The organism is Bradyrhizobium sp. Kon37 (assembly GCF_055807535.1).
In genome coordinates, this window is the sequence record NZ_JBVVOY010000118.1 from 1 (window position 1) to 516 (window position 516).

Consider the following 516-nt stretch of genomic DNA (forward strand, 5'->3'; position numbering starts at 1 on the left):
CACCGCCCTCGCCCTGGATCGGCTCAACCACCACCGCACAGGTGTGACGGCAGCGACGCCAGAGTTTTTGCAGGGCTTGCGCGAGCTGTGCGATCAACATCAGGCATTATTGGTGTTTGATGAAGTGCAGTGCGGGATGGGGCGGACCGGCGATTTGTAGAAGACGAATGCGATTGAGATGAAAACACCGGCGGTAATCGCCAGATAGAAAGTCTTAAGCGGATGTTTCGTTGCTTTATAGACACCCGCCTCTTCGGCCACTTTGGCCATTGCAGCAGGAAGTAAAAGATCAAAAGGGTTGTCAGCTTTCACACTAACTCTCTCTTTATTAAGTCGGCGACGAGATACTAACAAAGCATTATAGATGAGAAATTGATATAGATCATATCTCGCCTGGCTTATAGGCCCGTAACTCGCATGGTTTTTATGCAAATACGGAGTAAATATTTGATTATCCAAATAAAAATAAATTTTAAAAATTAACAAATGAGTTGAATTTTTTCCGCATCCTCCGCT

Annotated in this window: 1 protein-coding gene and 1 pseudogene; one reads left to right on the forward strand and one right to left on the reverse strand. The window is 45.5% G+C overall.

Translation table 11 applies throughout. The features are described from left to right. Positions 1–157, forward strand: a pseudogene (locus tag AC0L3J_RS37365) (aminotransferase class III-fold pyridoxal phosphate-dependent enzyme); the annotation flags it as partial. Here the strand turns inward: AC0L3J_RS37365 and AC0L3J_RS37370 are convergent. Beyond that, the coding region (locus AC0L3J_RS37370; protein WP_473350430.1) for a hypothetical protein at positions 100–516 on the reverse strand (417 nt) is incomplete at its 5' end. The pseudogene AC0L3J_RS37365 and the gene AC0L3J_RS37370 overlap by 58 nt on opposite strands.